The sequence below is a fragment of the Parabacteroides sp. AF18-52 genome, assembly GCF_003479145.1.
In the GTDB taxonomy this organism is placed as follows: domain Bacteria; phylum Bacteroidota; class Bacteroidia; order Bacteroidales; family Tannerellaceae; genus Parabacteroides; species Parabacteroides faecis.
Map to the genome: position 1 here is coordinate 286,731 of NZ_QUGR01000004.1, position 25,628 is coordinate 312,358.

Sequence of the window (25,628 nt, forward strand, 5' to 3'; positions counted from 1 at the left end):
GAATTATGAATAAACTAGAATCTACCATCTATGGTCTTGTCCGTAAGAACCCCACTTTGAAGCAGTTTGTACGGAATATGTATCAGGGTGTATTTGACTTACTGCCAAAGAGGAAGGAATATTTCTCTTCTTCATATCAATACAGGGAAGGCTTTTTCTTTGGGTTCCACGATGTTACACCATTCTCTTATGATGAGACAAAGTTGTTGGCGAATCAAAATAAATTTGATTTGCGTATGCCTTTACCTGCGGATGGGTTGGATGTCGGATATTTTAATTTGGAGCAAGGTTCTATGAAGGATTTTCATCGGGTGGATACTTCTTACGCATGGAATTATCATAAAGGATGCAGGTTGCAATGGTTGGATAAGAATCGGATGATTTATAATACTGCAATAGAGGGTCGGCTTATATCTAAGATTCATGATTTATCGACAGGAGGATTCCAAGTAATCAATTATCCGATTGATGCAGTTTATCAAGACGAACAAAAATCTTTAGCATCTTCTTTTAGCTATGAACGCTTAGAGCGTTGTATGCCGGGATATGGTTATCCTTACCGGGACGGAGGAAGATTGAATGAATCTGCACCTGCAGATAGTGGGTTGTTCTTGGTGGATTTGAAAGAAAATACCTCAGAGTTGCTTATCTCTTTGTTTGAACTAGAACAAATGGAGGATAAATCCTATAAGCAAGGTTATATGCATTTTGTCACTCATTCGGAGTTTTCGAAAGATGGCCGGTATCTTTCTTTCTTATATCGGAAAATACCAACTGATGGGAATTATATGAAGCGGCATACAAAGATTATGGTTTATGATTTGTATGATCGACAACTTATAACCTTACCTACACAGGAGTCTGGCTCCCATTATGTATGGAATAACAGGAATCAGTTAATAGCTTCTTGCATTATAAATGGTAATAGTTGTCATGTTTTGTTTGATATGAATGATGTTGGTAATTACAACATAGTATTAGGGGATAAGTTAAATTCCGATGGACACCAATCGTTTGTATCGGATACTATTTTTGTCACAGACACCTATCCGGATAAATGTCGAATGTCGAAAATTTATAAAGTGGATGTTGAAACTTCGGATGTGGAGTTATTAGTAAATATATATTCTCCTAAAGAGTTTCAGACAAAAGATTTTAAATGCCATATAGCTTGTGATCTTCATCCTCGTGTATCTCCATTTGGAAAATATGTGAGTTTTGATTCTCCTCGAACAGGAGAAAGGGCTTTGTATATTATGTATTTGTGCGAAAAGGACGTATTAAGTAAATAACTTATGAAGGATTTCGATCTCGTTTCTATTATCACCCCTTCCTATAACTCTTCCAGCTTCATTGCGCAAACCATAGAGTCTATTTTATCCCAAACATATGTGAACTGGGAGTTATTGATTACTGATGATTGTTCGACGGATAATACAAGAGATATTGTGGAATATTATCAACGGAAAGATTCTCGGATAAAGTTCTTTCAATTAAAGCAGAACGCAGGAGCGGCTGTCGCTCGTAATCATTCCATTCGGATGGCGAGGGGAAGATATATTGCTTTTTGTGATAGTGATGATCGATGGTATCCGGAAAAATTGGAGAAGCAACTTGCTTTTATGAAAGAGAAAGAAGCTGTTTTATCCTATACTTCCTATATGACTTGTGATGAACATAATACGATTATGGGTATCGTCGTGTGTGAGCATAGTATTGATTATAGTTCTTTGAAACGAGATGACGGGATTGGGTGCTTGACAGTTATTTATGATGCTTTAGCTTTTGGAAAAATATACTTACCTGATCTGAGGAAGAGACAAGATTGGGGACTTTGGCTAAAAATTATGAAAAAATGTAAGGTAGCTTATGGGATGAAAGAACCTCTCGCTATCTACAGAGTCCATAGAAATTCTATTTCACATAATAAATTCTCTCTTATAAATTATAATGTAGCGATTTATCAACAAGTTTTGGGGTATTCATTGTTTAAAGCGTATTTAGCATTTATTTTTAGTTATGTACCTTCCTATTTCTTGAAAAAGTTGCGCTTGTATATTATCAATTTGTAATATCGGAATATTCGTTTTTGTATTTAACGATTAGTCTGAACGATTTTAATTAGCTTATGAATATATTAGTTTCCGGAATCCATGGCTTTGTGGGTTCCAATCTTGTTGTTGCTTTAAAGGAATGTCATGATCTTTACGGCTTGGATATTGTCGATCCGAAAAAGGAGGGGGTGATAAAGACTTTCGGTTGGAAAGATTTTGATCTGGCATCTTTGTCGATACAACAATTATCAGCCTTTGATGCTATTATTCATCTTGCGGGTAAGGCTCATGATACAAAAAATCAATTAGCAGCACAGGAATACTTTGATATCAATACGGGATTGACTCAAAAGATATTCGATTTCTTTTTGAAATCATCGGCAAAGAAATTTATCTTCTTTAGTTCCGTGAAAGCCGCTGCTGATAGCGTGATAGGTAATGTGTTGACGGAAGATGTGATACCGACTCCAAAAGGACCTTATGGAGAGAGTAAAATCAAGGCGGAAGAGTATATACTTAGCAAATTGAAAGTTGAAAATGGAGAGTTGAGAGTTCCGGGACAAGGGGAGAAAAAAGTTTATATTCTTCGTCCTTGTATGATTCATGGTCCGGGAAATAAGGGAAATTTGAATTTACTATATAATGTAGTAAAAAAAGATTTTCCCTGGCCTTTAGGAGATTTTGAAAATCATCGTTCGTTTACTTCGATTGATAATCTTTGTTATGTAATAAATGAGTTATTGGTAAGAAATATCCCTTCGGGAGTTTATCATATGGCGGATGATGAAGCTCTTTCAACAAATGAGTTAATTTCAATAATGTGTGAAGCTATAGGACAAAAGCCTCATATCTGGAAAGTAAATAAAGGATTGATAGAGAAAAGTGCCGGATTGGGAACACTGTTGCATTTGCCATTGAATATTGATCGTTTACGTAAACTAACCGAAAATTATGTCGTAAGTAATTCAAAAATAAAACAAGCATTGGATATCGATCGAATGCCTGTTACAGCCCGCGAAGGACTTATTAAAACTATTCAGTCTTTTGAAAAGATAAAGTGATGTATTATTCTGTAATTTTTATACTGCTTTTTCTTATAGAGCTTTCTTATTTTAGTATTGCTGATAAGTTCAATATCATTGATAAGCCAAACGAACGAAGTTCACATACTTATGTAACCCTACGGGGAGGAGGAATCATATTTTATTTTGGTGCTCTTGCCTATTTTCTTGTGAGTGGATTTGAATATCCTTGGTTTATGTTGGCATTGACTTTGATCTCTTTTATCAGTTTTGTAGATGATGCTCATTCTGTTAGTAATTGGATACGGTTGGTATTTCATTTTTTAGCTATGACGTTGATGCTTTATCAATGGGGGGGATTTTTGTTTCCTTGGTGGACTATTTTACTCGCATTGATTCTTTGTACAGGTATTATCAATGCTTATAATTTTATGGATGGGATAAATGGTATAACTGGAGGATATTCATTAGTTGTTCTCACAGCATTCGCTTATATAAATAATGTAATTGTTTATTTCGTAGAACAGGATTTTATTTATACGGTACTTTGTGCGGTGTTGGTGTTCAACTTTTTCAACTTTCGGAAACAGGCTAAATGTTTTGCAGGAGATGTCGGTGCAGTTGGTATTGCATTTATTATTTTGTTTTTGATGGGATTGTTGATTATTAAAACACAAAACCTAAGTTGGATCATTCTGCTGGTGGTTTATGGAGTGGATAGTGTATTGACTATCATTCACCGTTTAATGCTTCATGAAAATATAGGATTGCCACATCGTAAGCATTTATATCAGATAATGGCGAACGAATTAAAGATACCACATTTGGTTGTGGCTACTATTTATATGGTTGTACAAGGGTTGATAATAATTGGTTTTATTTATTTTTATACATACAGTTATTACTACCTGGCTAGTACAATCATTATATTGTCCTTGTGTTATATAGCATTTATGAAAAAGTATTTTCGTTTGCATCATTGTTGTGAAATACATAGTTACTGATCTTTGAGATATCACGGTTGGTAATCCCGGAGAGATCTATACTTTCGGAATGCTTTTAGTAAGCCTTCAATATACAGTCATAGATGGTATATGCTAAGAGAGGACAAAATAATAAATGCAGCTTTTTTACTCTTTCATAAAGATGATAATATTATCTCAACAGTAGAGTTGGGGCGTTTTCAAACGGATATTATTATTAAAGATTCTGCCCGTTCGAAGTCGGATGTACTAACCCAAATCAATGAGGTTTTGGATTTTGTACGAAAGCATATTAACAAAGAAATAATTATTACCGGCAGTGCTTATAATACCGAACGTTGGCAATATCCCCTTGAAGCAATAAGAGAAATTGTTTTGAACATGATCATTCATCGTGATTATCGTTCAGCTTCGGATTCGATCGTGAAAGTGTACGATAATAAAATTGAATTTTTCAATCCGGGTATGCTTCCTGATGATATTACGGTCGATGATTTAATGAATAATCGTTATAAATCGACACCACGTAATAAAATGGTTGCTGATTTCTGTAAAGATTTGGGTTTGATAGAGAAATATGGTTCGGGGATTCGCCGGGTTATCACCTTATTTAAAGAGGCAGGATTGCCATTACCGGAATTCGAACAAATTTCAGGCGGATTGAATGTAACGGTATATTCAAAGACTTTTGAAAGGATAAGTGATAATAAGGTCGGTGATAAGGTCATAGATAAGGTCATAGATAAAGTCATAGATAAGGTCATAGATGATTTAAGTGAAAATCAATCAAAAATCATCTCGTTAATGCGTCAAAAGCCTTCAATTTCAACAAGCGATATGGCTAGTGTAATTGGTATCTCTCAAAGAAAAGTTTTTGAAAATATCCGCATTTTGAAACAAAAAGGAAAAATTATACGAGAAGGAAGTGCAAAATCAGGTCATTGGACAGTTTTGGATTAACTCATACAGAAAAACCTGTCGCCCCTAAATCTAAGGAAGCAACAGGCTTTTCACAATCAAATTACTTTTTCCATTTCTTCCCATCCCGGCTCCGGAAAATACTCGTCAAGGATGAGATAGAACAGATGATACTTGCGGATCACATGCCGAATCCAACGTTCGCTGACCAGGAGTATTTCACTGATAGCGGTAATATCACGTTCGGTGATGCCCGATAGATCTGTTTCCCGGCAATGCCGGTCGTAGGCCAGCAACAGGCAATGATAGATAGCATATCCGGTTGCATTGTTACAACAGATCATACGTTGATAATTTTCTTTGTAGCTCATGCAGTAAATAATTTGTACAGACCACCGATTAGTCCCGCAGCCATCAGACTGTAACCGGCGATGTCTATGGGTTCGACACGTTGTTTGGTTCCCCGGTCGCCCTGGTTGAGAGCGAGAGTATCGCTCCGATAGCTGTCAGCGTCACTTCCGTTTGCTCCATCAGGAGAGACAGCAGGGTGATCGCCATCAGGAAGAGGACGAGGGTAGGGATGGGGACAAGGACAGTCACCGGCTGTCGACTTTTGCTTGCGGGGAAAGATGATCCGGGCAAGGCTGGTGAGGAAGGTGAGAATGGTTTCAAGAACATTCATATGAATTTGAAATTAAAAGTTGAAAATTAATGAGTATAGATCAATGGAATTATCGTATCTTTATCAGATAACCAAATAAAAAGTATTGTCTTATGAAAAAATTGAATGAATACCCAATTCAAGATGAAACATCTTCGGTTAAGGAACCGGAGATAACATATCAACGGGGCAATTCTTCAGAAACATATCCTATTATGCCTTTGGAGGAAGCGTTGAAGACTGGAATGTATTTAGAAGAATCCAGACGATTGATCCTTGAACGAATTCATAAAGACTTTCATCGATAATTATAATTTGTCATGAAAGTCGTTGTTGACCAAAACGTTCTTTTCGATCGACCTGCAGATCGACACCAACATCCTTTGGTAAGCCGCGCGGTTGTCACCGTTCACTTCGCTGATGTATTTGCTGTAAGCGATCTCTTTGGCATAAGCTGAAGGACGGGTGCTTAGTGAGGCAGCTACCGGATAAGCGGTGTGGATCAGACGGGCGAAGTCCATGAAACTGTCTTCCGGCGATTCGTAGGTGCGGAACCATAAGGAAGTATGACCGCAGTTTTCAGAAAGATCGGTCTTTGTTCCTTTCCAGAAAGCATTGAGATGTCCATAGGCGGTGATGCCGAAGAAATTGTTATGTTCCTTTGCCAGGGTACTTTCTCCCCAACCGGTTTCGATGGCCGACTGGGCAAGGATAACGACCGGATTGATTCCGAAACATTCCCCCGCCTTTCGGGCGGGGAAAAGGTACTGTTTGATGTATTCCTGTTTTATCATACTGAATAATTATTACTCGATTTCCGGACGGTCGCTACTGCCACCTTCTTCCGGTTTGCTTTCCGTGCCGGGGATGATGTATTTTTCGAAACTGGCATTGCGGATCGTGTCCGTCAGCATTGTACCCGGATAGAAAACGATATGTGCCCGGTGGAACAGAGATGTATTGAAATCCTTTTCCGTAGAAGAGCCTTTGCTGCCGGCAACCATACGGAAACTACCGAAATCGCCCAGGTGCACCGATTCACCGTCACCCAACGATTCATTCATGACGGACAAGAGGCCGTCGAGTACCAGCAGGATATCACCACGGCTTGCCGTACTGTATTTGCTGATACGGCTGCAAATACGGTTCAGATCGACCTTTTTGGTGATGCTTGTTTGTGCATAGTAAAGTTCGGCTCCTTCGGCCGCATCCTTACTCATGTCCCTTCTTTTGACAAGTCTGAATTTTAATGGCATGGGAAATAATTATTTAATGTGGATAATATGCCAATGTGCCAATGAAAAAACTTTTCCGGCATTCTGGCGGTTAGTTGGTTATCGATAACATTACAAAGATAAATACAGCCGAAAAGTGCCTGCGGGATAGGAGCAGATAGCGATGGTTAACGGCGGATAAAGACAGTTATTTTTGAAAGAAAAAGGAATGAAAAACGCTGTTGAAACATAGGTGTTTTAACGGCAAAACATATATGGTTTGCGAACGAAACATATATGTTTTGAGGAATGAAGAATAGGGTATTTCACAAGAATAAAACCAAGATTACGATTTAAAATCAGAGAATTATGAATACAAATAAAATAAATCGTATAGTGAATAATTTAATTGACGTTTTAAAAAAACAATCAGGGCAATAACAGGAAATCATTTGTCCTTGGAATCCTTGTCAAATTGGCTTGAAAAGCTACCGGATAAAGGACGCTATGTGATGTTGTTGGCGTGGCTTCTGGGAGAACCGGCTATAAAGCAATATGCGACCTGGGAGGTGTTGAGGAAACGTTTTAATAAACACCATCGGGATGATATTCTGGAATATTGCGAAATCGATGCCTGCCGTTTGCTGATCGAACGTATTGTGGTGAACGAGCCGGATTTATTTATCGCTTATATATCGGCTATGCTTCGTTGCGGAATACTGGACGGGACGTATGAACATGTGGCCGATCATATCGATCTGGTTTTTCGTACCGGTAAGGAAATAAATACCATTTGCAACCATCTGAGCGATGCGGATGATGTGTATTTTGACATTTGTGAAGCGGTTAGAGAGACGAAAAGGAAACATAAGAAAAATTGAAGTGACAGATATATTATTTAAACAACTGTAATCGAAGGATTTATAATTGAGAGATACCCTCAAGATATATTTTTCAAGGCGAGTGGTAATGACTAAGTTTGTATCAGAGCGCAAGAGAACGGTTCTGATATCAAAAAATGTTGAGAAGTCGCTAATTATAAATTCTATATAAAAGATACTTCTATCTATATTTAAAGAGAGACCGGCCCATTCGTATAAAGTGTGTTTGAGGATTTATATCAGGCTTTTAAAATTCAACAGTTTCGGCGTATAAGATCCGTATAACTCAGCGTATAATTAGTAACCTAAATTGAATGGATTATGAATGAGATGAAGGAAAGGGTAGAACGCAAATTGGAAAGCCTGGGAAATTCTTTTGTGAAAATGCCTCGCAAAGTGCTTCTCATGTCTTTCAGCCTACAAAAGAAAGACCGCCTGTATGCAAGAATTTTCATGGCCTTGGTTTCTATGTGTTATTTCAAGGATGGTATGGTGAAGCTGGGTAAATATTTTTATACATGCCACCGTGGTGAGTATCTGGGTAACTATCGTGAACTGGCTGACCGTACCGATATCAGTTTCGGATCGGTCGGGCATTATCTGAAAGCATTGTCGGATGACTGCCTGATCGAGTACGAAGCAATAGCCGGAGGCACCCGGATCAAGGTCTGCAATTATGATTTTTTCTCGGGGTATCTGACAGAAAATACGGTAGACAACGGAAACGATATTTCAGCAGCTCAGGCAATGGCTGCCGCTGAACAGACTATGGGAGGACGCAGCAAACAATTTACACCGAAAGGAAAAGGAGGCGAAGCATGAAAGAGGCTGTCGATGAACAGAAAGATTTGACTTTGGCGGAGGTGGAGAACACATTGGTGTGCTGCCTGCTGACCAGTGTGGAGGCACCGGGTCTGGTATCATCCTTATTGCGTAGGGAAATGTTTTCGGATGCCGCGGCAGGATTTGTTTTCCAGGCGATAATGAATTTATACGAACAGGGTGTGCAACCGGATATGATATCGGTCGAAACGGAGATGCGGCGGATGGATGAGGCCCGTTGGAAGGAACTGGACGGGGTGTCGTTTCTGCTTACTACGATGCTGAATGTGCGCCACGGAGGTAATGTGTTGCATTATGCCGGGGAAATCAAGCGGCAGTATACTTTGCGCTGCCTGGCACAGTTGTTTGCTATGCTGAATTTTAAGAGCAGTACTTTCGAAGCCGATCCGGGAGCCATTATTTCGGAAGCGGAGGATTCGCTGCTGAAACTGCAGACGGAAGTGGCCGGAAGCGAACCGATACGTCCGGTGGGTGTGTTGGCTGCCGAAACGGTGGCGTGGCACCGGGAGCGGTTGGACGGGGCGTACGACCGGAACCGTATACGGAGCGGGTTGGGTGAGTTCGATTACGTCACCGGTGGTTTTCATAAAGGCGAACTGTCGGTGTTGGCCGGCCATTCGAGCGATGGAAAGACGGCTGTAGCACTGCATATTGCCGTCCAGGCGGCACGTGCCGGAAAGTATGTCTGCCTTTTCAGTCTGGAGATGTCGAACCTGCAAATGCTGAACCGTATCCTGGCGGGTATGACGGATGTCGATCCGGATCATCTGCGTATCTCGGGACTGACGGCTCGCGATCTGGAAAAATTGGAAAAAGCGGGCAAAGACCTGGAACATCTGCCTTTGTATATCGATTATAAGGCTTGTAATACTTTGGCGGATATCCGTTCGAAAGTAATATTGAAAAGCAAGAAGGGAGAGTGTGATTTCATGATCCTCGATTATTTGCATCTTCTGGGAAGTATCCGCCAGAAAAATGAAACGCAGGAGCAGGTGGTAGGACGTAACATCACGGCATTGAAGCAGCTGGCTTTGGATGCCGATTGTCCGGTCCTTGTCGTTTCGCAGGTGAACCGTGCCAGCGATCAGCGTGCCGACAAGGCGCATATTCCGGTGATGAGCGACCTGCGTGATTCCGGCACTATCGAACAGGTGGCCGATTGTGTATTTTTTGTCTACCGCCCGGAACGTTACGGGATCGTCAAGGACGAACGTACAGAGGAGGACCTCAAAGGAGTAGGCAAACTCTATATTGTGAAAAACAGGAACGGGGCAACCGGCATTGCCCGTTTCCGTTATAATGCTTCCTTTACGAAAATAACGGATTATTAATACCCGGAACGAAATGGCACAATATAATATCGATCATATAAAACGGTCGGTCCGCCTGGAAGAGGTGGCCGGACGTTACGTCAAACTGTCACGCCGGGGGAAGTTGTTTATCGGACTTTGTCCGTTCCACGCTGACCATCATCCGTCGTTGACTGTCGATCCGCAAAAGCAGACTTTCACCTGTTATGCCTGTGGCGAACATGGGGATGTGATTGCTTTTGTACAGAAAGCGGAGAAATGCAGTTTTGCGGAAGCTGCGAGAAAGTTGACAATTGACAGTGGACAGATGACAGATACGGTTACAGGTGGAAGAAAGAAGAAAATAAATAGTGACGCGAAGCAACTGTCACCTGTCACTTGTCCACTGTCACCTGAAAAAAACGTGCAGTTTTTTTCCTCCCTTCTGCCTTACGCTTGTGGTAATTCGGAATTGACACCTGCTTATCTGGATTTTGAGGTGGGCATTTCGCCGGGGCTGGTTCCGAAAGAATGGTATAAGATGCGGAACCGCATCGTTTTTCCGATCCGTGATGAGATGGGACGGTTGATTGCTTTTGCAGCCCGGAAACAATCCGGAGGGAAGCCCGGCGATCCGAAATACATCAATACCTCAGTGGAGGAAGGTTACCGGAAAAGTGAGAACTTGTATGCCCTGAACCTGGCGAAAGGGGCGATCGGGCAGGAGGGGTTTGTTTTTGTGGTGGAAGGGTATAAAGATGCCATAGCCATGCATGCCGCAGGTTTCAGGAATACGGTTGCTTTGTGCGGGACGGCTGTGTGTGACGGGCATGTCGCATTGCTGAAGAAATATACTTCGCAGGTGACAGTCTTGCTGGACGGGGACGGACCGGGCGAGAAGGCTTCGGTTGAGGCCGTGGCAATTCTTCGCAGGGAAGGTCTTTGGGCTGTCAGAGGACATTTGCCTGACGGGGAAGATCCTGATTCGCTGTTCAGGAGCCGTGGCAAAGAGGCTTTTGTCTCTTTTATCCGCGGGGTACGGAGGCAATTGTTATCGTCGGAAGAGTTGGCTTTATTCAACCGGATAAGCGGGCAGGTCCAACGGTTGTTACAGAAGCGTACTGCCGGAGAAAGGGAAGTGTTGCTCGATGGTTTGACGAAGATGCTTGCCTACCGGACAGGATTATCGCTCAGGGATAATTGGCCTGCTACATCAGACTGGAGGTGGCTATGAAAGAGGATCGGGAAAAAAAGCATCCGTTATCGGAGGATGAAGAGGAGGAAAAATGGAAAAACCGTAGTTTCAGTTGGCTGGAACTGGGGATTCTGTACAGTCCGACGCTCACACCTGCCGCAGCATCCCGCCGGTTGAAGGCATGGGTATTGGCTAACAAGGTACTGGTCTCTCTTCTGAATACCGCCGGATGGAACAGGCAGCAACGGATCATGACTCCGAAACAGGTAGAATGTATTGTCGAGATACTGGGGAGACCTTAACAGGTTCATTTGCCAATATGGCAATAGAGATAGTAATAGATTCAGTATTTATCAAAATTGAATGTAGTGTCGTTGGTAGGGGCGGGGTCTGCCCGCCCTTCTCCATCTGTTGTTATATTATTGTCGCAAAGGGCGGGTAAACCCCGCCCCTACAAAACCTGTCATTTGGGTTCAATATTTTCTATTATTGCAACATTGGCTCAAATCTTTCTAAATCGAAAATAAATGAAATTAATATCAAACTTACTTCTTTGGGGAGGTATTTTACTGCTTCCCTGGAATACGTATGCTCAGTTTGCCAAAGGACTGAGTTACCGGGCAGAAACCGGGATCAGCTTTAGCGGAGGGAAACATACGCCTTTCTGGCTGGCGGCTAATAAACAAGGACTTTCATCGATCGAAAAGAATAACGGTTATCTGCGTGCCGGGGTTTTCCGGGATATGGAAGAAGATAAACGCTTTTCGTATGCTTTTGGGGCGGATCTGGCTGTAGCCTATAATTTTACGTCAACATTCATTGTCCAGCAATTATATGCCGATTTGAAATATCGTTGCCTGGGACTGAGTATCGGCAGCAAGGAACGGTATGGTGAATTTAATAATCCGCTTTTAAGTAGCGGGGGATTGACGTTTTCGGGGAATGCCCGACCGATTCCGCAAGTGCGTATCGGTATTCCGGAATACACCGTTATACCGGGGACAAAAGGCTGGCTGGCCTTCAAAGGGCATATTGCTTATGGCATGTTTACGGATGATGATTGGCAGAAGGATTTCGTGGCTCCGGGAAATAAATATACGGAACATGTGCTTTATCATTCCAAAGATCTGTATGTGAAGGTTGGCAATCGGGAGAAATTCCCACTGATCTTTGAAGGAGGACTGGAGATGGCAGCACAGTTCGGAGGGAATGCGTTTATTGGGAATGAGAAGATCGATATGCCGAATGGGATCAAGGATTTCTTTAAAGTATTTATTCCGAGCGGAGGAAGTAGTGAAACTCCGATGGGAGAGCAAACCAACATTTACGGGAATCATTTGGGAAGCTGGAATTTTTCACTCACCTGGTACGCTCCGCAGGATTGGACGGTTCGTCCTTATTATGAGCATTATTTTGAAGACCACTCGCAGATGTTCGGTGAGTATGGCTGGAAGGACTGCCTGGCAGGGATAGAGATAACATTTCCCAAAAATCCCGTCATTAGTCGTTTTGTGTATGAATATCTGTCGACAAAAGATCAGACGGGGCCTGTTTATTGGGACCATACGCCGGAGATACCAGAGCAGGTAAGTGGGGCGGATAATTATTATAATCATGGTATTTATACCGGTTGGCAACATTGGGGAATGGGTATCGGAAATCCTTTGGTGATGTCTCCTGTCTATAATACTGACGGTGATATCAGTTTTAAAAGTTCACGTATGCAGGGACATCATTTCGGGGTGATGGGGAATCCGGTTAGCGACTTACAGTATCGTATTCTTCTGTCGGTTACTCGTAACTGGGGAACATATAGTATGCCTTTTTATGAGATCAAAAAGAACGGGAATGCGTTGATTGAATTACAATATACACCGCATCAACTGAAAGGCTGGAGCTTTACAGCGTCGTTGGGTATGGACCGGGGTGCGATGTTGGGGAAAAGTGCCGGAGGAATGCTAACAATCAGAAAAACAGGATGGATACGATGAAAAGATATATGATAGCAATATTGCTGATGTTGATAGTCGGAGCTTGTGGTAAAATGCCGATCAATGGGGATCTGGATGGCCGTTGGCAGATCATGAAGATAAAATATGCTTCCGGAGAGGAAGAAACACCGGAACGGGCATATTATAGTGTGGCATTGCATACGATCAATCTGATGCAAGTCGGTGTGACAAGTCAGACAGGAAATATGGAATATACCGGGGATTCATTGTTCGTCGAAATGCCCATCAGTAAAATTGAAAATCTATTGCCTTTCGGCATGAACGGAACGGAACAACGTTTCGGAGTAAAAGAATTAACCTCTAAACAGTTGGTTTTGCAATCGGATTATGCCCGGTTGGAGTTCAGAAAGTTTTGAAAACAACAAAAACAAATAACAATATGAATACCGTAATCAGAAATGTATTATTAGGGGGATTGGTGTGGCTGGCTGTACCATTGGTGGCACAGGTACCCCAGGAGTTGATAGACAAGGCGAAAGCCTCGGGTATGACGGACGATCAGATCCGTCAGGAGATAAATAAACGGATGGGGCAGTCTGGTGCTGAACAGAGTAGCCGTACGGCATCGGATGCTGTGGTTACCGATCGTACGGTTATGGCTCCGGAAGGTAAGGAAATACCTCCTTTGGAGATCCAGCGGGAAGCCAATCGTCCGGCAGGAGATTTAAGCGGAACGGTGTTCGGGCGTGAAATATTTTCGAACAAGAACCTGTCTTTCGAACCGGATTTGAATGTGCCGACTCCCAAAGGGTATATTCTGTCTGCCGGAGATGAGTTACTGATCAATGTATGGGGCGATTCCGAGTTGAATCTGAAACTGAAGATTTCCCCCGAAGGAACGATCCTGATCCCTAACCTGGGACCTGTCTCTATCAGCGGATTGACGATCGGTGCAGCCGAGAACCGTATCCGCCAGGAGTTGGGACGGATTATGTCGACCTTGTCCGGAGATACGGACGGGGCCAATACGTTTGTATCGGTCAGTTTGGGCCAGATACGCAGCATCAAAGTGAATATAGTGGGAGAGGTGGTTGCTCCGGGAACCTATACGCTTCCATCTTTTGCGACCTTATTCAATGCGTTGTATGCTGCCGGAGGGGTGAATGAGATCGGTTCGCTTCGCGGAATCAAAGTATACCGGAATAGTAAGGAAGTCGCCTGTCTGGATGTGTATGATTATCTGCTTAATGGCAAATACGATACGAATATCCGCCTGGAAGAGAACGATATGGTGATCGTTTCCCCTTACGATCAGTTGGCGGTCGTGCGGGGGAAGGTGAAGCGTAACCGTATTTTTGAGTTGAAGAAGGGGGAAACGTTGTCACGGCTATTGAATATGGCAGGTGGTTTCACAGGAGATGCCTATACGAAAGATGTCCGTGTAAAGCGTAAGGCGGGTAGCCGTTACCAGATCGCCACTGTTACAGCGGATAAATATCCCACTTTTGCGATGATGGACGGCGATTCTTTGTTGGTGGATTCTGTGATTCCTTTCTATGAAAATCGCCTGATAGTGACAGGTGCAGTCTGGCGTCCGGGAGAATACGAATTAAATGCGAACGTGCATACAGTAAAAGAATTGATCGACCAGGCAGCCGGTCTGAAAGGAGATGAGTTTACCGGCCGTGCCCAGATCATCCGGTTGAATCCGGATTTCACAACGACTGTTATAGCCGTCGATATCCGCAGTATCCTCAATGGAACTTCTCCGGATATGGAACTCAAGCCGGAAGACCAACTGAATATCCCCTCTCTGTTTGACCTTCGCGAACCTTATACGATCAAAGTGAGCGGAGCTGTCAATTATACGGACACGGTTCTTCCTTACCGGAATAATCTGACGGTGGAAGATGCTATTATGATGGCAGGAGGGTTGAAGGAATCGGCAGCGACTGTTAATGTGGAAGTTGCCCGTCGGATAAAAGATGCGAAGACTCACGAGAATACGAACCGTACGGCCGAGGTCTTCAATTTTGAATTGAACGACAATCTGGGGTTGATATCTATAGATGGAAAGAAGAGTGATACAATTTTTACGTTGGAGCCGTTTGATGAAGTTTATGTGCGTTTCTCACCGGGATATCAGGAACAACAGGTGGTAAAGGTCGATGGTGAAATCACTTTCTCCGGCGATTATGTGTTGGCGGAAAAGAACTCCCGTCTGAGTGATATCATTGCTAAAGCCGGAGGGATAACTCCGGATGCTTATGTAAAAGGAGCGAGCTTGAAACGTCGGTTGACAGAGGATGAAATGCGCCGCCTTGAAACCTTGCTACAATTGAGTTCCAATAAACAAAGCCGTGACTCGGTTGCCTTGTCTCTGGAAAATATTAAAGACTATTCAGTCGGTATCGATCTGGAAAAGGCCTTGGCTAGTCCGGGAAGTGCCCATGACGTTGTGCTTCGTGATGGGGATGCACTTTATATCCCGCAGTTACAAAGTACGGTTAAGATAAACGGTGCTGTCACTTACCCGAACAGTGTCACTTATACAAAGGGTATGTCAGTAGGGAAATGCCTGTCTCAGGCAGGAGGATATAATGATATTGCCCGTAAATATCCGATCGTGATCTATATGAACGGGAAGGTGGCGACAACCAAAAGGTGTTTTATCTTCTTCAAACGTTATCCGAAGGTAGAGCCGGGTTGTGAGATCGTTGTCCCGACCAAGACACAACGCGATCGGAAGACAAGCCTGGCGGAAGTATTGAGTATTGCCAGTTCAACGACTTCAATGGCTGCAATGGTAACATCCATTATAAATACTCTCAAGTAATTTTCAATTTTCAATTATCAATTAGAAAGATGTCTATGGTTCAAAATAATGTTCCTGATGTAGAAAACGATGCTCAGGAGATCGATTTGGTAGAGTTGGCAAAACGGTTATGGGGTGAACGCCGGTTTCTTTTGAAATGTGGCGGTATAGCTGTTGTTGTCGGTTTGGTGGTGGCTTTCAGTATTCCAAAAGAATATAGTACGACTGTAAAACTGGCCCCCGAAACTTCCGACCCATCCAAGAAGATGGGAAACCTGGGAGGATTGGCTGCGATGGCTGGGATCAATTTGAATACATCTTCCGGAGCGGATGCTATCTCTCCGGATTTGTATCCGGATGTGGTCGGCAGTGTTCCTTTTTTGCTGGAATTGTTTCCGGTACAAGTGACGGATGAGGATGCGACACTTTCTACTTCTTTTTACGAATATATGGATGAACATCAGAAAAGTGCATGGTGGAGTTTTGTTTTGCGGGCTCCGTTCAAACTGCTGGGTGTAGTGAAAGACATGTTCTCCAAAGAGAAAGAAAAAGATAGTAATGAGTTATCCTCTTTTCTGTTGACTCAGGAGCAATCGGATGTCATTGAGGATTTGCAGGAACGTATATCGGTGTCCGTCGATAAAAAAACGTTGGTTATAACCGTATCTGTTCAGATGCAGGATCCTTTGATATCGGCTAACGTTACGCAGGTCGTTTTGAATAACCTTCAGAACTATATCACCAGTTACCGTACGCAGAAAGCCAAACAGGATTTGGAGTTTACAGAGAAGGTATTCGGTGAGGCACGCGAATCTTACTATAAAGCACAACGTGCATATGCAGCTTTTGAAGATGCCAATAAAAATATCATTTCCGCCAGTTACCGGACAGAACAGGAACGACTGAAGAATGAAATGACACTGACCTTCAATGTTTACAACACATTAGCCCAGAAGCTGGAACAGGATAAACTCCGTGTTCAGGAGCAGACACCGGTTTATACCGTCATACAGCCTGCCACTGTCCCGCTGAAAGCATCATCCCCAAAGAAACCACTGATATTGATAGGCTTTGTGTTCTTGGCCATATTCGGAGCAGTAGGATATTTATTCATCAAAGACATGTTCAAACCAGAGGAGTTTAAATAATTTTCTAATACTGTAATGTGCCAATATGCAATATGCCAATGGGGATGGCAATAGGTTCAGTATTTATCAGAAATGAATGTAGTGTCGTTGGTAGGGGCGGGGTCTGCCCGCCCTTCTCCATCGGTTGTTATATTATTGTCGCAAAGGGCGGGTAAACCCCGCCCCTACAAAACCTGTCATTTGGGTTCAATATTTTCTATAATTGGCACATTGCCACATTATTTTCAATGTCCCTTCGCGATCTTTACCATTCTTATAATTATTTTGTAACCGAAGAGTCCGGCTGTTTGCTGGTTGGGTTCAGGGAAGATTCCGTTACTTTCATTGTGAAAGAAATATGGAATAAGGAGCCTGTCGGTTTGACGGAAGTGGACCAGTTGTATACTGAAATGCAACAGGTAGGGGAAATGTGCGGCTGTAACCAGTTCCGTATCCTGGCTCATGGAGGGTATTTGCCGGAAGCTCTTTCTTTTGAGCTGCACGGACTGACAGTATCGGATGAGAGCTATTTGGAAAGCCTTGCCGGTGGAGAGCATGTTGAACTGTTTTCACATAATGAAGCTGCTTACCGGGCAATTGAAGAAGGGTTTAAAACGAACCGTATCGGAGCTGTCGTACAGGCAACCGGAACGGGAAAATCTTACCTGATTGCCAGGTATATCGTGAATCACGCGGCAGACGATATATTGGTTGTAGCTCCCAACGTGACGATCATCGAGGAGATCAAAAAAGCAATCGGCAGAACGATGCCACAGGTTACCTACCGGACTTTTCAGGCACTGGTCCTGAATCGGGAGAATGCCGGAAAACTCAAGGCGGATCATATCATTATCGACGAGTTTCATCATTTCGGGGCGGAAGTATGGGGAAAAGCCGTACAGGAGGTGATCGATCTTAATCCCGATGCCCGTGTACTGGGAATGTCGGCTACTCCGATACGTCCCGAAGAGATGCTCGACACTGTGGAGGTCTATTTTAAAGGTAACCTGTTTCATGAGTTATCCCTCTCGATGGCCTGGTATTATAAGATACTTCCTGTCCCTGTCCTGGTACAGAGTGTGTTCGACCTGAACAACCAGTTGGATAAGGTGCAACGGATATTGAACAGGAGTGACTGTACTTCTGAAAGACGGAAACGTATTCAGGATAAGATAGATTTTGCCCGGTTGGATTTTCGCGGATCGTTGAGTGCTTCGGAACTGATCCGGCGGTATCTGCCGAAAGAGGTAAAGAAGATGCTGGTCTTTTGTAAAGATAAGGAGGATCTTCGGAATATGATCCCGGAAGTGTCCCGTTGGCTTGGACAGGCCGGATTTGAAACGGAGACCTTCGAGATCCATAACGGATTGAGTAGCCGGGAGAATGAAAAGACACTACGGGGTTTCCGCCGGGAAACAGGAAAACTACATGTCCTTTTCTCTATCAATATGCTGATCGAAGGACTGCATGTGGAAGGGGTGGATGCCGCCATGTTCCTGCGCCGGACAGAATCGTATGTGGTTGCCTTGCAGCAGCTGGGCCGTTGTCTGAAAGCCGGGTCGGACCGTCATCCGGTGGTACTCGATTTTGTGAATAACCTTTCCGGGCGTTCGGTTTATGAGGCCATGTCGAGGGAACTGGCCTATCATCCGGCCATCCGTGCCCCGAAGAGTTTTAAAGGCTTTGTGGAGTTTCAGGTGACCGGATTCCTTTCCGATATCCGTGCCCGGGTGGATGATATGCTGTCGGAGCTGGATGCCTGGCCGGTGATGTATGAACGGCTGGTCGAATATAAGGAGCAGGAAGGCCGCTGGCCGCTGGTAGCTGAAGGGAAGCTGGGTAACTGGTGCAACACACAACGGATTGCCCGGAAGAAAGGGACGCTGTCGGACAATTATATCTCACATCTGGACCGGATCGGTTTTGAGTGGGAAGTGCAGGACAGCCGTTGGATGAATTGCTTTGAAGAACTGAAAGCATTTATGGCATCGGAACACCGTTGTCCCAAACGTGGCGAACACAATCTGAATACCTGGTGCAACACGCAACGTCAGGCATGGAAAAAAGGACTTTTGTCGGACGAAAGAACCCGGTTGCTCGATTCGATCGGTTTCAGGTGGGAGCAGGATCTGGATTCACTCTGGACGGAGAACTGGCAGCAGGTGCTTGCTTACTACAAGAAATATGAACGCTGGCCCAAAAGCAGGGAAGGGCGTTTGGGGGCGTGGTGTAATACGCAACGCAAAGCCCGTAAACAGGGATTGCTGTCTGCGGTTCGTATCGCCCAAATGGATGCGGAAGGTTTTATCTGGACAGTAGATGAAAAATGGCAGGAGAATTATGAGATGCTTAAACGTTTTTATGCGGATAATAAACGTTGGCCAACTGCCCGTGAAAACAAACTGGGCAGTTGGTGTTTTGTACAACGAAGAAGCCGGAAGAAAGGCGAGCTTTCTCCCGAACGTAAGGAACAGCTTGAACGAATCGGCTTTCCCTGGAGCCTAAAGTGATCTGCTTAACCTGTTATGCGTTGATCCCTTTATAATGTAAGGGCAGTGTAAACCAGAAAGTAGAACCTTCACCTTTCACCGAATCCACCCCGATAGTACCTCCCAGATATTCGATGATCGTTTTGCTGATCGTCAATCCGAGGCCTGTGCCCTGATGGAAATCGTTGATCTTGATGAAACGTTCGAATACACGCGGCCTGTTCTCTTCCGAAATACCGATCCCGGTATCTTTGACACTGACTTTCAGTGTATCCTCTGCCGTCTCGTAATAAATAGTAATACTGCCTTCCTCGGTAAATTTGATTGCATTGTTGAGGAAGTTTGTAACTACCTGTGTAATTCGTTGCGGGTCTGTCCGGACAATGACCTGGGGCGAATTTCTGTCATAGAGAAGTTTTACCCCCGGTTTTACTTTCAATGTGCCCCCCATGTAGACCTCCGTACACAGATCCCTGATGCTGACATCTTCGATATTGTATTTCAGCATACCAGACTCTATTTTTGAAAAGTCCAGAATGTCCCCGATCAGGTTCAGCAGCAGATCATTGTTTTTATGGATAATATCCAGGTAAGTAGCCTGTTCCTCCGGGTCGTCCGCCTCCGCTACCAGGTCGGAGAAGCCGACGATCGCATTCAAGGGAGTGCGTATTTCATGACTCATGTTTGCCAGGAAAGCCGACTTCAATTTGTCTGCTTCCTTCACTTTCAGCAGTTCCAGCTCTATCTCGCGTTGATCTGTAATATTGGATGTATAGCTGATTATCTTGCTGGGCTTCCCGTCTTCGGTATATCTGTAAGCGCGGACATTTGAGTTAAGCCAGTACACTTTGCCATCGAATATCCTGCGGTATACCGACACATATTTATCGATCTCTCCGGTGAGGAGACGTTTAAACTGACGGTTGTAAACTTTGTACTGGTCATCCGGATGCAAAGTCTCTATGAAGTCAGCCATACAACCGAATCTGTCCTGTTTCAGGTAAGTCAGGAAGAGGCTGTTTTCCACGTCGTCATTCAGGCTGAAATCCACTGACAGACTATCTGTTGCGATATCATATTCCCAGATAACTGATTCGCCGGTATCGACGGCCGCTTTCAGTTTGGTCAGGTTATATTGTATTTCTTCGGTCTTATGGTAACTTTCGGTATCGTCAAAAACGATATAGAAGAAACCGAGTTGTTGTCCCTGCGTATCTTTCAAAACGACACCTTTCACCCTTAAATGTTTGATCTGGTCGGTTACGGTGCTGGAATAATATCCTTTTTCCGCTACTTTTTTGAAGTTATATTTCAAAAGGAACTCAACGTCTTCCCCGTTTTTAAGCTTTACGTTGGCCCAATCCGGGATATTGGGATTTTCAAAGGCATTCAATCCGATCGCCTCTTCGCGTGTAGTCCCGAATATTTCCAGGTCGGCATTATTGATATCCAGTAGAATACCTTTTTCATCATACAGTTCGACCCCCCATGGGAGTTTGTCGAAAATGATCTGGAACTTGGCTTCACTTCTCAACACTTGTTTCATGGAGTGTTCCATCATTCCTTGCGCCATCTCGCGCTCGATAGCGATAGATATGATATCGGTAAGCATCCGCAGGTTCTCTACATCCAACGCACTCCAGTTACGTCGTTTTTTTACTGAATCCAGTCCGATAAAACCATTGATGTCCCCTTCGAAGAAGATAGGGATCACAAGCAATGATTTCACTTCCTGGAGCATTAATATCTTCTGTTCGGCGATAGCCTCTTCCGGCATCCGGGTAACGTCGTCGATGACAATATCTTTCCTGTCGTTGATCGTTTTTATCCACCAGGGAAAATCTTTCTTGGGCATGCCTACCAACAGATCTTCACGCATGGAAATAACACCTTGTCCGGTTACTTCATGCGTGAAGTCGAAAGTTGGTTTATCATCTTCGTAATTTCCGATATATACTCTGTCTACATCAAAAAATTTCAAGACGATCAGGAGTGACTGGTCAATGACATCTTTTTGTCCGGACTTCATTAATAATGACAAAACATCCGAGAAGGTTTTCCTCAATGCTATTGCATTGTTCAGAATACGATTTCTATATGCTTTTTCATCAGTAACGGAGGAGCCTTTTGCTTCTAATCTCTCGATTTCGCGGATCAGGTCTTCTCTCGAATAATTAGCATATACGCTGCTCATTTAGGTATATCAAGTTTATATGTTCGTGTATAAGGAACAAATGTACATATAATAATTGATTTTCAAATGATGTTCAACGTTTTCATGCTAATTATATTTTGTTTCTTACAATTTCGGCAATTCCCAGGGTGCCCGATAATAGGCCTTCGATAAGGCAGTCGCTTCATTATCACCGATAAACACGCTGTTGGTGTCATCCCATCGTACTTCGCGTTGCAGGCGGCAGGATATATTCGCCAGGTGCGACATCTTGGCTACCCGTGCGCCGATAGCAATGTCGGCATGAGGCAATTCCCGGCTCTTGATGCAACTCAGGAAGTTCCCGACATGATTATACAATCCTTTCCCTTCCCCTTTTTTGAACGGTACAGCTTCCATACGCGCTTCTTTTCCGGCAATGACAGGAAGGACTTCCCAGCCGGCACGGGTAAGTACCAATGTACCGTTTTCACCGAAGAATGCCAGTCCTTCTTTCTTATCGAACGGGCCGTGGTTGATTCCGCAGGCATGATCCCAGATGATATTGAAATCCTTGTAAGCATAAGTAGCCATCAATGTATCGGGCGTTTCCATCGCATCGTCGGGATAAGCGAACTTGCCGCCTCCGGAGCAAACGCGGCTGGGCAGGTCGGCATTCATGCCTTCCAAAGCATAATCGAGCAGGTGAACACCCCAGTCGGACATCAGTCCTCCGGCATAGTCCCAGAAGAAACGGAAGTTGTAATGGAAACGGTAGATGTTGAACGGACGTTTCGGGGCCGGGCCCAGCCACATGTCGTAATCCACTCCGGCAGGAACGGGGCTGTCGGCAACAACCGGCAAGGTCGGTTTTCCATCCTGGTAAGCCCAAACTTTTACCGTGCGGATGCGTCCTATATTTCCGGCTTTCAGGAAATTGGCTGCTTCGTCCCAGTGCGGGTCGCTACGCTGCCATTGTCCTACCTGGACCACCCGGTTGTATTTGCGGGCCGCCTTTTCCATCAGGTTGCATTCTTCGATCGTGTTGGAAAGCGGTTTTTCCACATAAACGTCTTTCCCTGCCTGGCAGGCATAGATGGTCGGCAGGCAATGCCAATGGTCGGGAGTTCCGATAATGACTGCATCTATGTCCTTATTGTCGATCACCTTACGCCAGTCCTTGTAGAGGTGGGGGACCTTCTTCTCGGTACTTTTTTCCACATCGGCAGCTCGTTTGTTCAGCCATTCGTCGTCGATATCGCAGAGAGCTACGCACTCCACTTCGGGATACTTCAGGAAATTACTCAGATTGGAGAATCCCATCGAACGGCATCCTATCAGGGCTACCTTCACTTTGTTGCTTGGAGCAGTCTGTCCGAAAATAGCTCCGTGTGCACTGCCGAATAACGGCGAAAGACCAAGTCCTGCAGCTGATAATGCGGACTTTTGCAAAAAATTTCTTCTATTCATGGTATTTAAATTATGTGTTCGCAAACAGTTTTGCAATTATACGAAAAATAGTCCTATATTTGTGCCCTTAATCAAAAAAAGATAATGACACCTCCTTTAAATACAACCAATTGGAATGTACTATACACTGCCCCCCGGGCAGAAAAACAGGTAAAAGAACGCATTGAAGCCCTTGGGGTTGAATGTTTTTTACCTTTGCATCGAACGCCACGTGTCTGGTCCGACCGCGTAAAAATCGTCGAAGTTCCTTTATTCACTTCCTATATTTTTGTCCGTTGTCCGGATGATGTATTGCGCGACCTGCTTCGTGTATACGGCGTTATCCGTATTGTTTTTTATAATAAGAAACCGGCTATAGTCCGTCAGAAAGAGATAGATGCCATTCAGGAATTTCTAGACCAGGCTGCCGAACATGCTCTTTGTCCGGGAGAAGAAGTGGAGATATTGGCGGGAGCCATGAAACATGTTTCCGGCAAGGTCAAGAAGATAAAGAAGAATCATTTGCTGCTTTACCTCGAACAGCTGGGTGCAACTGTTTGTGTGAAGATGGATGATGTGGCACGGGTAAATCGTCTTAAATAACTATTTTATATTTCCTGGAAGAGTGAAAAGTTTACAATTTACCCATCACTCTATGTATCAGTGGCTTTTTATTTTAGCTCGTGGTATTGGTCAAGTGATGTTTCAGAATAATGTGTTTTCCGGTTTATTGATGTTGATCGGAATATTATGTAATTCATGGCTATTGGCATTATTGGCTGTAGCTGGGAACTTTATCAGTACGTTGACTGCCTGGTTATCCGGATATGACAGGCAGGAGATCGAGGATGGTTTATATGGATTTAACGGAACTTTGGTGGCTATTGCCATAGGGGTATTTATGCCGGTTTCGGTTAGCTCTATGTTGCTATTGTTGGTTGGCTCTGCGTTATCCACATGGATAGCTCATTATTTTAATCGGTGGAATAAAATACCGGGATTTACTGCTCCTTTCATTTTTACTGTCTGGCTGATATTGGGCGGATGTATTTATTTGTTTCCCTCATTATTACTCCCTTCTGTAAAGGCAGATACGGAATCATTTATTGATTTTTTTCGTGCTTTCAGTTTGAATATCGGACAGGTGATGTTTCAGGGAGGGACGGTCTTATCGGGATTGTTTTTTCTGATAGCTATATGTGTTAATTCGCGCCGGGATGCTTTGTATACGGTCTGGGGTGCTTTATTGCCGATATTTATTATTCTGCCATTCTGGACGGATTATGCGGTGCTGAATACCGGATTATTGGGGTATAATGGTGTATTGTGCGGGATTGCGCTTGGGAGAAACAACTGGCAGAGTGCAGGTTGGGCTACTATTGCGATCATATTTTCCGTATTATTGCAGATTGCCGGTATGAAGATTGGCTTGACAACATTAACAGCCCCTTTTGTCCTTTCTGTATGGATTGTATTAGGAATGAAATATTTGTGGAAAACTTATACAAAATAAAAATGGCATCGCTTTCACAAGTAATGCCATTCGGACATTTTCCTTTATAAACAGTAAAATAATAATTCTCTATAGTTATTTACGATACAAACTAATATTTCAATACAAATGTATATATTTTGAAAATACACAGATCAAATATATGTGGATAATGGATGTTTGGTATGACTTTAGAGAAATTTGGTACTTAATATAATGTCGTTGCCCGGAAAGTGTCTGTAGTGGTTAATGTGGTAAAAATGGTGTACCTTCGGGATGAAGGTGTTACGGAATCGTTTGGTGAATGGCCTATTTTGATTACTTTTGTATGATTTATTATTCAATAGAGTAGAGAATTATGTGTGCATTATTTTCCTCGTTTTTTTCTCAGAAAAAAGATATATGGCCCGGTATGACGGATGTTCATTCTCATTTGTTGCCGGGAGTGGATGATGGGTTTTCCTCTTTGGAAGATAGTAGGGAAATGCTTGCTTTTCTGCAGGAACTCGGTGTGAAACGTATGTTTCTGACTCCCCACATTATGGCTGATCTGGCGAAAAACAGGGCTGTGACTTTGAAAGAACATTTCGGGACTTTCAGAGAAAGTTGTGAAGGCATAAGTGTAGATATGCATCTGGCGGCCGAGTATATGCTGGATGAATGTTTCTATGAGCGGATGGAGGAGGGGCTGTTGTCGTATGACGGAGAACATGTCCTTGTGGAAGTCTCTTGCCTGCAGGCTCCGGGTGATTTGTTTGAAAAGTTGTATGCTATTCAGTTGAATGGGTTTATCCCGGTGATGGCACATCCGGAACGGTATCCTTTCTGGGATATAAGCGGGCTGATGAAGCTGAAGGAACATGGCTGTAAATTCCAGTTGAACCTGTTTTCGTTAGCCGGATTTTATGGTACGTTACCTCATAAGACCTCCTTGTCGTTATTGAAAAAAGGATATTATGATTTTGCCGGAACTGATATTCATTCGCTGAACTACCGTCGTGGTTATGACACTCTTTCACTGAAAAAAGACCAATACGAAGCGGTTGAAAAGTTGCTGCATGGGAATGAGACATTGTGGAAGCAATGACTGAT

At 43.6% G+C, this 25,628-nt stretch carries 25 protein-coding genes; 19 read left to right on the forward strand and 6 right to left on the reverse strand.

What is annotated here, in order from left to right; genetic code table 11:
* The first annotated feature begins 5 nt into the window (after nucleotides 1-5).
* From DWX23_RS09710 to DWX23_RS09730, 5 genes are all read left to right on the forward strand, one after another.
* Nucleotides 6-1,292: a hypothetical protein gene (locus DWX23_RS09710; RefSeq protein ID WP_122374331.1), complete on the forward strand. Its 1,287-nt coding sequence runs from the start codon at nucleotides 6-8 to the stop codon at nucleotides 1,290-1,292.
* 3 nt (nucleotides 1,293-1,295) lie between these two features.
* Nucleotides 1,296-2,072 carry a glycosyltransferase family 2 protein gene (locus DWX23_RS09715; RefSeq protein WP_122374332.1) on the forward strand — a complete coding sequence of 259 codons (777 nt, stop codon included), beginning with the start codon at nucleotides 1,296-1,298 and terminating at the stop codon, nucleotides 2,070-2,072.
* A 56-nt stretch (nucleotides 2,073-2,128) separates the two neighbouring features.
* Nucleotides 2,129-3,115 (forward strand): NAD-dependent epimerase/dehydratase family protein, encoded by a 987-nt coding sequence (locus tag DWX23_RS09720; RefSeq protein WP_122374333.1) that lies wholly within the window; start codon nucleotides 2,129-2,131, stop codon nucleotides 3,113-3,115.
* Nucleotides 3,115-4,080, forward strand: coding sequence for a glycosyltransferase family 4 protein (locus tag DWX23_RS09725; protein ID WP_122374334.1), 966 nt, complete (start codon nucleotides 3,115-3,117; stop codon nucleotides 4,078-4,080). The genes DWX23_RS09720 and DWX23_RS09725 overlap by 1 nt, the downstream gene beginning before the upstream one ends.
* Nucleotides 4,081-4,170: 90 nt before the next feature.
* Nucleotides 4,171-5,019, forward strand: coding sequence for an ATP-binding protein (locus tag DWX23_RS09730; protein ID WP_122374335.1), 849 nt, complete (start codon nucleotides 4,171-4,173; stop codon nucleotides 5,017-5,019).
* 56 nt (nucleotides 5,020-5,075) lie between these two features.
* On the opposite strand, the gene DWX23_RS09735 is transcribed toward DWX23_RS09730, so the two are convergent.
* Together DWX23_RS09735 and DWX23_RS09740 are read right to left on the reverse strand one after the other, a co-directional pair.
* The gene (locus DWX23_RS09735) at nucleotides 5,076-5,348 is read right to left on the reverse strand and encodes a hypothetical protein (RefSeq protein WP_122374336.1); all 273 of its coding nucleotides are present in this window, start codon (nucleotides 5,346-5,348) and stop codon (nucleotides 5,076-5,078) included.
* Nucleotides 5,345-5,659 carry a hypothetical protein gene (locus DWX23_RS09740; protein WP_122374337.1) on the reverse strand — a complete coding sequence of 105 codons (315 nt, stop codon included), beginning with the start codon at nucleotides 5,657-5,659 and terminating at the stop codon, nucleotides 5,345-5,347. Before DWX23_RS09740 ends, DWX23_RS09735 begins: the two co-directional genes overlap by 4 nt.
* Before the next feature lie 92 nt (nucleotides 5,660-5,751).
* On the opposite strand from DWX23_RS09740, the gene DWX23_RS09745 reads away from it, so the two are divergent.
* Nucleotides 5,752-5,946 (forward strand): hypothetical protein, encoded by a 195-nt coding sequence (locus DWX23_RS09745; RefSeq protein WP_122374338.1) that lies wholly within the window; start codon nucleotides 5,752-5,754, stop codon nucleotides 5,944-5,946.
* Here DWX23_RS09745 and DWX23_RS09750 read toward each other — a convergent pair whose 3' ends face one another.
* Complete coding sequence (locus DWX23_RS09750) at nucleotides 5,947-6,432, reverse strand: glucosaminidase domain-containing protein (RefSeq protein ID WP_122374339.1); 486 nt, start codon at nucleotides 6,430-6,432, stop codon at nucleotides 5,947-5,949.
* A gap of 12 nt (nucleotides 6,433-6,444) precedes the next feature.
* The gene (locus DWX23_RS09755) at nucleotides 6,445-6,894 is read right to left on the reverse strand and encodes an HU family DNA-binding protein (RefSeq protein ID WP_122374340.1); all 450 of its coding nucleotides are present in this window, start codon (nucleotides 6,892-6,894) and stop codon (nucleotides 6,445-6,447) included.
* A gap of 416 nt (nucleotides 6,895-7,310) precedes the next feature.
* On the opposite strand from DWX23_RS09755, the gene DWX23_RS09760 reads away from it, so the two are divergent.
* From DWX23_RS09760 to DWX23_RS09805, 10 genes are all read left to right on the forward strand, one after another.
* Entirely contained in the window at nucleotides 7,311-7,733 is a 423-nt protein-coding gene (locus tag DWX23_RS09760; RefSeq protein WP_122352486.1) for a hypothetical protein, read from the forward strand.
* A gap of 321 nt (nucleotides 7,734-8,054) precedes the next feature.
* Nucleotides 8,055-8,555: a hypothetical protein gene (locus DWX23_RS09765; RefSeq protein ID WP_122374341.1), complete on the forward strand. Its 501-nt coding sequence runs from the start codon at nucleotides 8,055-8,057 to the stop codon at nucleotides 8,553-8,555.
* Nucleotides 8,552-9,907 (forward strand): DnaB-like helicase C-terminal domain-containing protein, encoded by a 1,356-nt coding sequence (locus DWX23_RS09770; RefSeq protein WP_122374342.1) that lies wholly within the window; start codon nucleotides 8,552-8,554, stop codon nucleotides 9,905-9,907. The genes DWX23_RS09765 and DWX23_RS09770 overlap by 4 nt, the downstream gene beginning before the upstream one ends.
* 13 nt (nucleotides 9,908-9,920) lie before the next feature.
* Entirely contained in the window at nucleotides 9,921-11,099 is a 1,179-nt protein-coding gene (locus DWX23_RS09775) for a DNA primase (RefSeq protein WP_122374343.1), read from the forward strand.
* Entirely contained in the window at nucleotides 11,096-11,362 is a 267-nt protein-coding gene (locus tag DWX23_RS09780; RefSeq protein ID WP_122374344.1) for a DUF4248 domain-containing protein, read from the forward strand. The genes DWX23_RS09775 and DWX23_RS09780 overlap by 4 nt, the downstream gene beginning before the upstream one ends.
* A 225-nt stretch (nucleotides 11,363-11,587) precedes the next feature.
* Nucleotides 11,588-13,051: a capsule assembly Wzi family protein gene (locus tag DWX23_RS09785; protein WP_122374345.1), complete on the forward strand. Its 1,464-nt coding sequence runs from the start codon at nucleotides 11,588-11,590 to the stop codon at nucleotides 13,049-13,051.
* Entirely contained in the window at nucleotides 13,039-13,428 is a 390-nt protein-coding gene (locus DWX23_RS09790) for a lipocalin-like domain-containing protein (protein WP_122374346.1), read from the forward strand. Before DWX23_RS09785 ends, DWX23_RS09790 begins: the two co-directional genes overlap by 13 nt.
* A 23-nt stretch (nucleotides 13,429-13,451) precedes the next feature.
* The gene (locus tag DWX23_RS09795) at nucleotides 13,452-15,848 is read left to right on the forward strand and encodes an SLBB domain-containing protein (RefSeq protein ID WP_122374347.1); all 2,397 of its coding nucleotides are present in this window, start codon (nucleotides 13,452-13,454) and stop codon (nucleotides 15,846-15,848) included.
* A 35-nt stretch (nucleotides 15,849-15,883) separates the two neighbouring features.
* The gene (locus DWX23_RS09800) at nucleotides 15,884-16,975 is read left to right on the forward strand and encodes a GNVR domain-containing protein (RefSeq protein ID WP_122374423.1); all 1,092 of its coding nucleotides are present in this window, start codon (nucleotides 15,884-15,886) and stop codon (nucleotides 16,973-16,975) included.
* A gap of 227 nt (nucleotides 16,976-17,202) precedes the next feature.
* Entirely contained in the window at nucleotides 17,203-19,464 is a 2,262-nt protein-coding gene (locus DWX23_RS09805; RefSeq protein ID WP_122374348.1) for a Helicase associated domain protein, read from the forward strand.
* A 13-nt stretch (nucleotides 19,465-19,477) separates the two neighbouring features.
* Here DWX23_RS09805 and DWX23_RS09810 read toward each other — a convergent pair whose 3' ends face one another.
* Both DWX23_RS09810 and DWX23_RS09815 read right to left on the reverse strand, forming a co-directional pair.
* Entirely contained in the window at nucleotides 19,478-21,637 is a 2,160-nt protein-coding gene (locus DWX23_RS09810) for an ATP-binding protein (RefSeq protein ID WP_122352496.1), read from the reverse strand.
* A gap of 105 nt (nucleotides 21,638-21,742) precedes the next feature.
* Complete coding sequence (locus tag DWX23_RS09815) at nucleotides 21,743-23,065, reverse strand: Gfo/Idh/MocA family protein (RefSeq protein WP_122374349.1); 1,323 nt, start codon at nucleotides 23,063-23,065, stop codon at nucleotides 21,743-21,745.
* An 84-nt stretch (nucleotides 23,066-23,149) separates the two neighbouring features.
* On the opposite strand from DWX23_RS09815, the gene DWX23_RS09820 reads away from it, so the two are divergent.
* From DWX23_RS09820 to DWX23_RS09830, 3 genes are all read left to right on the forward strand, one after another.
* Entirely contained in the window at nucleotides 23,150-23,647 is a 498-nt protein-coding gene (locus DWX23_RS09820) for a UpxY family transcription antiterminator (RefSeq protein ID WP_122352498.1), read from the forward strand.
* A gap of 52 nt (nucleotides 23,648-23,699) precedes the next feature.
* Nucleotides 23,700-24,557, forward strand: coding sequence for an urea transporter (locus DWX23_RS09825; RefSeq protein WP_122352499.1), 858 nt, complete (start codon nucleotides 23,700-23,702; stop codon nucleotides 24,555-24,557).
* A gap of 337 nt (nucleotides 24,558-24,894) precedes the next feature.
* On the forward strand, nucleotides 24,895-25,623 hold the full coding sequence (locus tag DWX23_RS09830) for a tyrosine-protein phosphatase (RefSeq protein ID WP_122374350.1): 729 nt from the start codon (nucleotides 24,895-24,897) through the stop codon (nucleotides 25,621-25,623).
* Nucleotides 25,624-25,628: the final 5 nt, after the last annotated feature.